Genomic DNA, 8613 nt, shown 5'->3' on the forward strand with positions numbered 1-8613 from the left:
TCACCGGTTCAAAGAGAGCTTTATGCCCGCAAGCAAGCGGCTAACACTATCAACGGTATCTACTCTTACAAACCAGTCCAACCCATGCTGTGTAGACAATACGCTGCTTATTTCTACTGAACCACCATGCCCAGTGCCTAAAAAATCCTCGGTAAGCTCTACACGCTGGCCAAATCCGTCATCCACATAGGAATAATAGGCAAAGTACTCAATAGGATAAGGTAGGCTCAAAAATGTGCCGGAGAATTCTCCACTCATACCTGCAACAAACTTATTTGCTGAAGCATCTATTCGCTGAACGTTTTCAAAAAACACGGTGTTGTTAGTGGCATAATTAAACCGATACTCAGCACGCAGAAAATCTCCACGCAGCATTCGCTCTATGCTGGCCTCATAGCTGTGTCGCTGTCCCATTCTCGCCGAGTATTCAACTTCAAAATAGTTATCACCACTGTTTCCCTTTCCAATATCTAACGCGTGGTTAGCCTGCTCGTTGGCAAGCTGTCCGATAACGACTTCGAGCGCGCTGTTGTTTTGAAGATGGCGGACATGCCTAAGGCCGGTTATCCAGCCATCTTTTGAAAGACCAGTAGAGGAAACTCGTCCTTTGTACGTTGGAATAACACCAAATTCGGTTTTTCCGTAATCACCTTGGTGACGAATATAAAGTCGCCTTGCGTAGAGATAATCTGTGTTACTACTGCCAATGGTGTTGTGACTTGAAGAAAACCCGTCTCCCGTTACAACAAAACTGTTGAGAGACCAGGTTTTAGATAGCGCCAAAGAGGGGTAATAACGAAAACGGTACTGCTCTCGACTTGGTCTATTCGAGCGATTGTCGTAACGCAGTTGAATATCTAGTTTCTGGGAAAAGTGTAGTTCGTTGGCATTAGATTCTTTTGAGTAATTGAAAACGCTTCCCAAAATAATGAAACCGAAAAATTTAGCCAGTAAAACTCTGTTCACACATTATCCCTATAGTTGGTTTCACTTTTTTACTACGCACAACATAAACCTGCACAACATAAACCCGCAGAGCATAAACCAGTATTTTACATTACAACGCCATTGGGCATAAATCGTTTTGCTAGCGTGATCAATTTATCGTGATTAACCCACCGATAGCCTTTTTGCTCAAAGAGTGTTATCGACGCTTGATCAGGCGTTGTGAAATAACCTGCTTGCGACATATCCTGTGATAGTGCGTCTAACTGTTTGCCATCGGCAATTCGTTTCACAGCATCAATCATTGCCTCTAAACCCTGAGGATAAATGGCAAGCATGTTGTCAAAGTACGACTTATCATAATCAGTAACGATAGGGTGAATAGATACGATATCACCGGTGTCAATTCCAGCGTCCTGTATTCGGTGCAAAGTACAGCCTATCTGTGGCTCGCCTTTTAGCATCGACCAGAATGTCGCCATAATTCCTCGGTACTGAGGCAGTAATCCTGAATGCAAATTTAAAACGCCATTCTGAGGTACATTAAGCGCTGGCTCTTTCAGTATTCGACCGAAACGAACTGACAAAACTAATTCGGGATTACTTGCTGTTAAACGCTCAAGCCCATTGCCTTCGTTAATATTTGAGACAATATGAATGTCAATGCCACGTTGTTTCATGGCGTCAAATGTGAGCAATGGGGCGCCCTTGTTTTGCGAGCTCTCTATAGAGGAGTCAAGGTGTCCTTGTTTATTAGTTCCCTTATTACACTCTAACGCTGGAAAAAGTATTTGCGTAAATAGGGCGTTCTCATAAAACGAAAGCGCCTCTAATGCATCCGGTCTTTTGTTATTACCGCCAACCTGTGACGTCATCAATACACTAAACTGGTGTTCGGGGAGTGCATTAATTAACTGGTTGGCGGCTAAATTACTGGCAATATCTAAATTGCAAAGCAGTGTTATACGCATGGTTTCTCTTCCAAATATGGCCCTACGAAGTCAAGTTACGCCACTAGCCGCATTCCCAATAACACCAGCATGGTGATATTCGCAACAACACCAATTAAAAAGAAATAGCTACGGGGGCTGGGGTTTTTCTCAGTGGCTATCGCATAATACAGCACCATGTGAATGAACCTGGCAATTAGATAAACCCACATACAAAGTGCAAATACCGTACTTTGATAATTTAACACAAAGGCAAGCATTATCGTCCCTATAAATAATGCACTATTTTCAAGAGTGTTATGGAACGTGCGGTGTGCTCGAAATACAAAACTATTGTGAGACAATTCGTCATCTATCTTGCCGGGAACAGCATTAGGTTGTTTTGCTTTACTAATAGTTGCTACACCCCATTGCACAAGTAAAAGTAGTAAGTAAAGGAAAAAAGCAAAATATGCCGAAAAGGTGATATCTGTCATTAGTTAGTCCTTATTCTATTTATCTATGTGTTACTTATTCATAACACTCATTAATAAAAAAGATGTGCAAAAAGCAGGCCTTGGCTAAAATAAGAAAGGATAGCGCTTGTGCACTTGCTTTAACGTAGATAGTTCTGCTGACTACATATGAAACAAACGAAAAAATCTGAGATATTTATGTAAGAAATTCTAATTAAACTATAAAAAATACATGGGCCGTTTGCGCTTCGATAGTTGATAAGCGTATTTGCAGCGAGTATTGATGATATGCTTTTGCTCAAAAGCAAACGAGAGAAAAGGGCGTAAATAACAAAAATGATTCACGCATTATCGCTGCCTTTATTCATTACCTCTGCAGTCTGCTTATTACTAAGTTTATTCTTTATACTCTTGTATTATCGCCTGACGTCCCGCCATGAGGAGTCGGTAAAATATTACTTAATTTTCTCCATTGGGGCCCTCGTCAGCAGTATCTTTTTTGGTGCCTTTGCCGTGCTGCTCAACTCAAGTGACAACCTTATTTATCTGAGCGTTTCAAATCGTATTACGGTGATTGCCGCCATGTTTACCACCGTGATCAGCTTGCACTTTTATCTGTCCTTCTTCGAATATGAGGCACCCACCTCGTTAAAATGGTGCTATGGGGTTTGCGCGGCTTTTTCGATTGCTACCGCTATACCCAGCTCGCTTTTTCTCGACAATGCTTTTTATGCAACGTCCTCTTATTACACGGGCTTAGTCTACGGGCCGCTATTTCAGGTATGGGGGGCATGGATTTTGATATTGGCCGTATACGGTATTTCCGTATTAGTCCGAGTCTTCAACCGACAGCAAAGAAAACAGGACAATGGCAACTCAAGTACCGTTTTACTTTTATTAATAGCCAATATGTTTTGGATGTTCACCGGCGTGTGTGACATGTTAACGGGAATTCAGGTTATTGATCTTCCGCCGCTGACATGGGTTGGTTCTTTCTTTGTTACGTCCTGCATTGCATGGGCGCTGGTGCTACATATCGATGATCTTTATGAGGAAAGGCGCTTACTAAGCGACCGTTTAATGTATGACCATTTAACCCAAGCTTTTTCTCGCAGCTACTTAGAAATACGTCTCACTGAGGCGGTAAATTTGATGATGAGGGGAGAGCTAAAGTGGCTATCTGTCTGCGTTTTTGATGTAGATAATTTTAAAGCGATAAACGATAAATATGGTCATGCAAGCGGAGATGCGCTGCTCACGCAAGTCACGGGTATAATAAAAGAAAACATTCGCCAATCTGACTGCATTGCTCGGCTTGGCGGCGATGAATTTGTTATTTTATTCACCGATACACAAAACGAAAATCATGCCCCAGTTATTGTTGAGCGTATTCGCAGCTATGTTGCGAAAGCTCAATTCGGAGAAGGAGAGCGCAGGTTTAACGCGTCTTGCTCATTCGGTGTCGTCAGTGTAACGCCTGAACAACTTACCATGAAAGACTTGCCGAATCAGATGCTATCGTGCGCAGATGAGGCGCTCTACAGTGCTAAACACAAAGGCAAAAACCTTGTTGGCTTTGCTACTTTAAGCGACCTTTCTTAATCTGCTAAACCCGCGCTCTTTGAACATTTTTACTCAGTAGAATGAGTATTGATAACTTTAATCACGCGAGCGGGGTTACCACCAATAATGACGTTATCGCCGAAGGACTTGGTAACCACAGCGCCAGAAGCGACAACCACATTATTGCCAAGTGTAACGCCAGGGTTAATTACGGCCATGCCTCCCACCCAACAGTCGTCTCCAAGGGTGATAGGTTTTGCAAACTCAATGCCGGTGGCTCTTTGCTTCGGATCTGTAGGGTGTGTCGCCGTGTAAATGCCCACCTGTGGAGCCAACATGCAGTTATCACCAATGGTCACTCTGGCGGCGTCTAAAATTACGCAATTGAAATTGGCGTAAAAATTTTCACCAACTAATATGTTCTCGCCATAGTCACATTTGAACGTAGATTCGATATACAAACGCTTTCCAGTTTTACCAAATAATGTCTTGAGTAACTGAGTTCGTTTTTTGTGCTCGGTCTGACAGGTGCTATTGAGAATATCTAGCTGTTTACGGCAGTTCTTGCGAAGTGCCGTAAGTGTTTTATCAGAGGGGAAATAAAGCTCGCCAGCGAGCATTTTCTCTTGTTCGGTCATGTGAGTGTGATTACCAAGGGACGATATCTTCCGCAATTTTTCTTAGCTATTTCGCATGGTCATAGCTTACAACAACTTTCTTATCTATGTCTGCGCTTTCGACATTTAACTCGACTCTACGCTTTAAAATTATGTTGCCGTGAAGGGTTACGTTCTTGCCAATCGTTAACGTCGGTAACTTGTCCTTGTCGTTGCCCCAGTTACTTTCATTGTGCTCATAAATAATGTCTCCGTATATTTCACTGTTGCCAGTAATATCTATGTCGCCATTAAGGGTGCTAATATCGTTATTCACCGTTACATCAGTAATACTGATATCACCATTCACAGTTTCAATATTGCCACCAACACTGCCGTTAGCTTGTAATGAAATATCACCATTAACCGTCTCAATGCTTCGTTTAACAGTAAGATGAGATGATGCAGCAACGTCGCCATTCACTATATCAATGCTGTCGACGGTAACATGGCTACTCATATCTAAATTACCGTTAACAATACTTATTTCGGCTGCACTGCCATGCTCTTTTATATCTACATTACCATTCACTGACGATATATCGCCTGCGTGTTTACCACTGGCAATGTTAATATTTCCCAGCATCGTGCTTACGTCGTTTCCATCTAAAGCACTGGCATTTCCCACGTGAATAACGCAGCCGCTTAGCAATGTGGTTCCAAGCACTATAACAGCGGCAGATAAAAAAGATTTGTTCATTGCAATAACCCTAAAAGTAAACAGTTAAAAAATTAAAAAAGAAAGTTGAGGAGTTTCCAGCATCACTAATTTAGGATTTAAACTCCTTCTATGTTTAGGCTTAACACGTACTGTGCCAAATGGTTTAAGTATTTAAAATCAATGGTTTACGATTTTTGGGTGCATTTATAATGTGTTTTTGTGGCAGGTTTGGTGACAAAGTTGTTAAAAGCGCTAATTTGTTAAGTTTCTTGCTATTTATGGCGTTAAATTAATCGCGAGTCAGTTGTGTGGAAGACAGGAGAGAAGTAGTACTAAATTATGCATATCGCTTTGGGGCATTGCGTTTTGGGGCAATGACTCATCCTTTATTCTACCTATTTTCAATAGGCGCGATATTTGCAGTTCTTTATTTACTCACTATCAGTACGAACTGAAGAAAATCATGTGTGCAAAGATAAGATGCTACATTTAACGCGACTAAGTCGAAAAAGGAACATGCATGCTGGATAAGCACCTACTGTTGCAAAGAGCGAAACGACAGGCTCTGGCATGCTTGATGATTGCAGCTGCTATTTTTGTTATTACTGTTCTCACACAAAAGTACAGCCCTCAGGTTGCCTCGAGTTGGTGGCTGGAACTTATAAAAATGGCCAGTGAAGCGGCTTTGGTGGGCGGTTTAGCAGATTGGTTTGCAGTAACTGCTCTGTTTAAACCTATTCCCTCATCGTATCCCATTCCTCATACTAACATTGTAGCCAGTAACAAAAGCGCAATTGCCAATAATCTCTCGGAATTCGTGAAAGAAAAATTCTTTAACCCTATGGCAATTGAAAAACTAATCAGTGAAAGCGACCCCGCTAAAGGCGCTGGCCGATGGCTTGAGTCGCCACAAAATGCGCAGAAGTTAAGCCGCTTTCTGTGTGATGCACTCAGCGGTATGTTGAAGGTATTAGATGACAAACCCGTAAAAGACTTCATTTCAAAAACCGCTGAAAAAGGGGTAAGAAGCCTAGACTTAAATCAGTTAATTGCTACTTCGTTGAATGCCGTTACTAAAGAAGGACAGCACCAAGTAGTACTCGACAGATTACTTGGGAAATTAGCTGGGCTACTCAGTCAGCCCGATACCCAAGAATATATTGCCGATACGTTAATTGTTTGGCTAAAAACTGAGTACAGCAGAGTAGAGAAAATATTGCCATCTAGTTGGTTAAGTGAGCAGGGGGCACTTATTGCTGTTAAGGCGGTTTCGTCTATTTTAGAAGACATTTACCAAGACCAATCTCACCCCATTCGACTGGCTTTCGACGAGCAAGTGAACGAATTTCTGCACGATTTGCAGCATAGTGATGACATGGAGCAAAAGGTTAACGGCTTCAAAGAAAAGATCATTGATGACCCTGCGTTGAAAGGGTATTTACATTCATCATGGCAACGTTTTAGCGAATGGTTACTGCGCTCGCTAGAAGAGAAAGAGGGGAAAGCAGAACAAAAAGTGTCTGGTCTTCTGCAGGATTTAGGCAGTTCCTTGCGAGGCGATAGTGAGCTGTCTAAAGCTTTTAACAAGCATATTGGCGAAGCTGCAAAATATATGGCACCCGAACTCGCTCAATTTTTAACCGCACACATAAGAGACACGATTAACACCTGGAATGAAAAAGATATGGCCGAGCAAGTAGAGCTTAATATTGGAAGAGATCTTCAAAAAGTGCGTATCAACGGCACAATTGTCGGTGGTTGCATTGGCGCAGCATTGTATGGCATCGAAGTGTTAATTGGTCTTTAAGAGGTCTCTGACTATCGCTGAATTTGGCTAGCTTGTTTTAAACACCGTTCTAAAAGCTAACGACGAAACAACAAAACGCTAAGCCATTGCAGCCTAGCTTTACTAGCTTAGAGTATCTATTTGCTCAGACTCTGTAGTTGTAGGTTTATACAAATTCATTTGATACCTATACATAGATCTAACGTACCACCCATCACGTTAATAAACTCATCAGCTCCATGATGAAAACGAATACGATGATGAACACGATGATAGCACAACCTCGCGTTGCTCGGCGGTGCCTCTCGACAGGCCCAGTGACAGCGGCGTATGAACTCAAGGTTGAGGCGGGGGAGGTGCGACGAGATGACGCGCAAGTCGCTCTGGCGGCAAAATTCGATGCCCTGCACGAGTCTCTTACCTCGCTGCCACCAGTACGCACCGACGATCTGACAAAGAACAGCAGTACAATAAGCAGTGCACTATTACTGATACTGTCGCGATCCTTGGCATCCGCCCAGTCTTTTTTTCGAAAGAAGTTCCATTTGTGGTCTTTTGGTCCACCACCGCGAGGCATATATATTCATGGACCGGTCGGGGTCGGCAAGAGCTTTCTAATGGATCTCTTTTACGAGTCGGTTACTGTTCCTGATAATAATTCTTGCCGTAATAATGACAGCCACAAACACACAAAAATAACCAAACGCCGCGTCCACTTTCATGAGTTCATGCTAGACGTCCATCATCGAATTTTTGCCTACAAGCAGGAGCACCCACGTGGTGATGCGATCCCCGTCATTGCGCAACAATTGGCACAAGAAGCCCAACTACTTTGTTTCGATGAATTTCAAGTGACAGACGTTGCCGATGCCATGATTTTGAAGCGACTGTTTTCACTATTAATATCGGATTGGAATGTGGTGGTGGTGGCCACCTCGAATCGCTCCCCCGATGCCTTGTATGAGGGAGGCATCAACCGCTCTCTTTTTTTGCCATTCATAGACATGTTGAAAGACACGTTCGACATTATTTCTATGGAGGATTCCCAGAAGGATTATCGACTCGAAAGTCGAGCGGATGGTCAATCCTATTTTTGGTCAAATAAGGATATGCAAGGCGATAATAATATTAACAACAACATACAGGCGCAATTGGAAGAAATATTTGGTAGCACTGCATCCAAAACTGAGGCCGAAAGCATTTCCGTCCTCTTTGGTCGCACCGTTGAGGTTGCCAGATTGAATGACCAGTGCGCCTGGTTTGACTTTTCTGAGTTGTGCTATCAACCCCTCGGGGCGTCCGATTATATTTCCCTCTGCCGCCGATTTCCGGTCATCATCATGGAACGTGTACCCCAACTGGACGCCAATCATCTCAACGAAGCGCGACGATTTGTGACCCTTATTGACGCGTGTTATGAGTCTCGCACCCGCTTGGTGCTGGCGGCACAAGTGCCGCTCGACGAATTGGTTGGGTTCTACCCATATTTTACGGACACAGCCATAAAGAGGCATACTATGCCTAGAAGGAGTGTCTATGACCAAACGAAGAAAATATTCCCCGGAATTTAAACGCGAAGCCGTTTTACTGACCCAGC

The 8613-nt window shown here is 43.0% G+C and carries 8 protein-coding genes; 3 read left to right on the forward strand and 5 right to left on the reverse strand.

The window, feature by feature from the left end:
• The 3 genes from GTW09_RS05500 to GTW09_RS05510 all read right to left on the reverse strand — a co-directional run bounded on the left by GTW09_RS05500 (position 1) and on the right by GTW09_RS05510 (position 2371).
• Positions 1-930, reverse strand: a complete 930-nt coding sequence (locus GTW09_RS05500; protein ID WP_420809540.1) for a hypothetical protein — start codon at positions 928-930, stop codon at positions 1-3.
• A gap of 122 nt (positions 931-1052) precedes the next feature.
• Positions 1053-1916, reverse strand: coding sequence for a formyl transferase (locus GTW09_RS05505; RefSeq protein WP_163110658.1), 864 nt, complete (start codon positions 1914-1916; stop codon positions 1053-1055).
• A gap of 35 nt (positions 1917-1951) precedes the next feature.
• Positions 1952-2371: an MAPEG family protein gene (locus GTW09_RS05510; RefSeq protein ID WP_163110660.1), complete on the reverse strand. Its 420-nt coding sequence runs from the start codon at positions 2369-2371 to the stop codon at positions 1952-1954.
• Positions 2372-2686: 315 nt separating this feature from the next.
• Here GTW09_RS05510 and GTW09_RS05515 point away from each other — a divergent pair, with 315 nt between their 5' ends.
• Positions 2687-3952: a GGDEF domain-containing protein gene (locus tag GTW09_RS05515; RefSeq protein WP_163110662.1), complete on the forward strand. Its 1266-nt coding sequence runs from the start codon at positions 2687-2689 to the stop codon at positions 3950-3952.
• Between the two features lie 29 nt (positions 3953-3981).
• On the opposite strand, the gene GTW09_RS05520 is transcribed toward GTW09_RS05515, so the two are convergent.
• Together GTW09_RS05520 and GTW09_RS05525 are read right to left on the reverse strand one after the other, a co-directional pair.
• Entirely contained in the window at positions 3982-4551 is a 570-nt protein-coding gene (locus GTW09_RS05520; protein ID WP_163110664.1) for a sugar O-acetyltransferase, read from the reverse strand.
• Positions 4552-4597: 46 nt separating this feature from the next.
• Positions 4598-5269 carry a DUF4097 family beta strand repeat-containing protein gene (locus tag GTW09_RS05525; RefSeq protein WP_163110666.1) on the reverse strand — a complete coding sequence of 224 codons (672 nt, stop codon included), beginning with the start codon at positions 5267-5269 and terminating at the stop codon, positions 4598-4600.
• Between the two features lie 481 nt (positions 5270-5750).
• On the opposite strand from GTW09_RS05525, the gene GTW09_RS05530 reads away from it, so the two are divergent.
• Together GTW09_RS05530 and zapE are read left to right on the forward strand one after the other, a co-directional pair.
• On the forward strand, positions 5751-7037 hold the full coding sequence (locus tag GTW09_RS05530; protein WP_163110668.1) for a DUF445 domain-containing protein: 1287 nt from the start codon (positions 5751-5753) through the stop codon (positions 7035-7037).
• A gap of 248 nt (positions 7038-7285) precedes the next feature.
• Positions 7286-8587, forward strand: coding sequence for a cell division protein ZapE (gene zapE, locus GTW09_RS05535; protein ID WP_239059294.1), 1302 nt, complete (start codon positions 7286-7288; stop codon positions 8585-8587).
• Positions 8588-8613: the final 26 nt, after the last annotated feature.

This window comes from Alteromonas hispanica (assembly GCF_010500915.1).
Classification (GTDB): domain Bacteria; phylum Pseudomonadota; class Gammaproteobacteria; order Enterobacterales; family Alteromonadaceae; genus Alteromonas; species Alteromonas hispanica.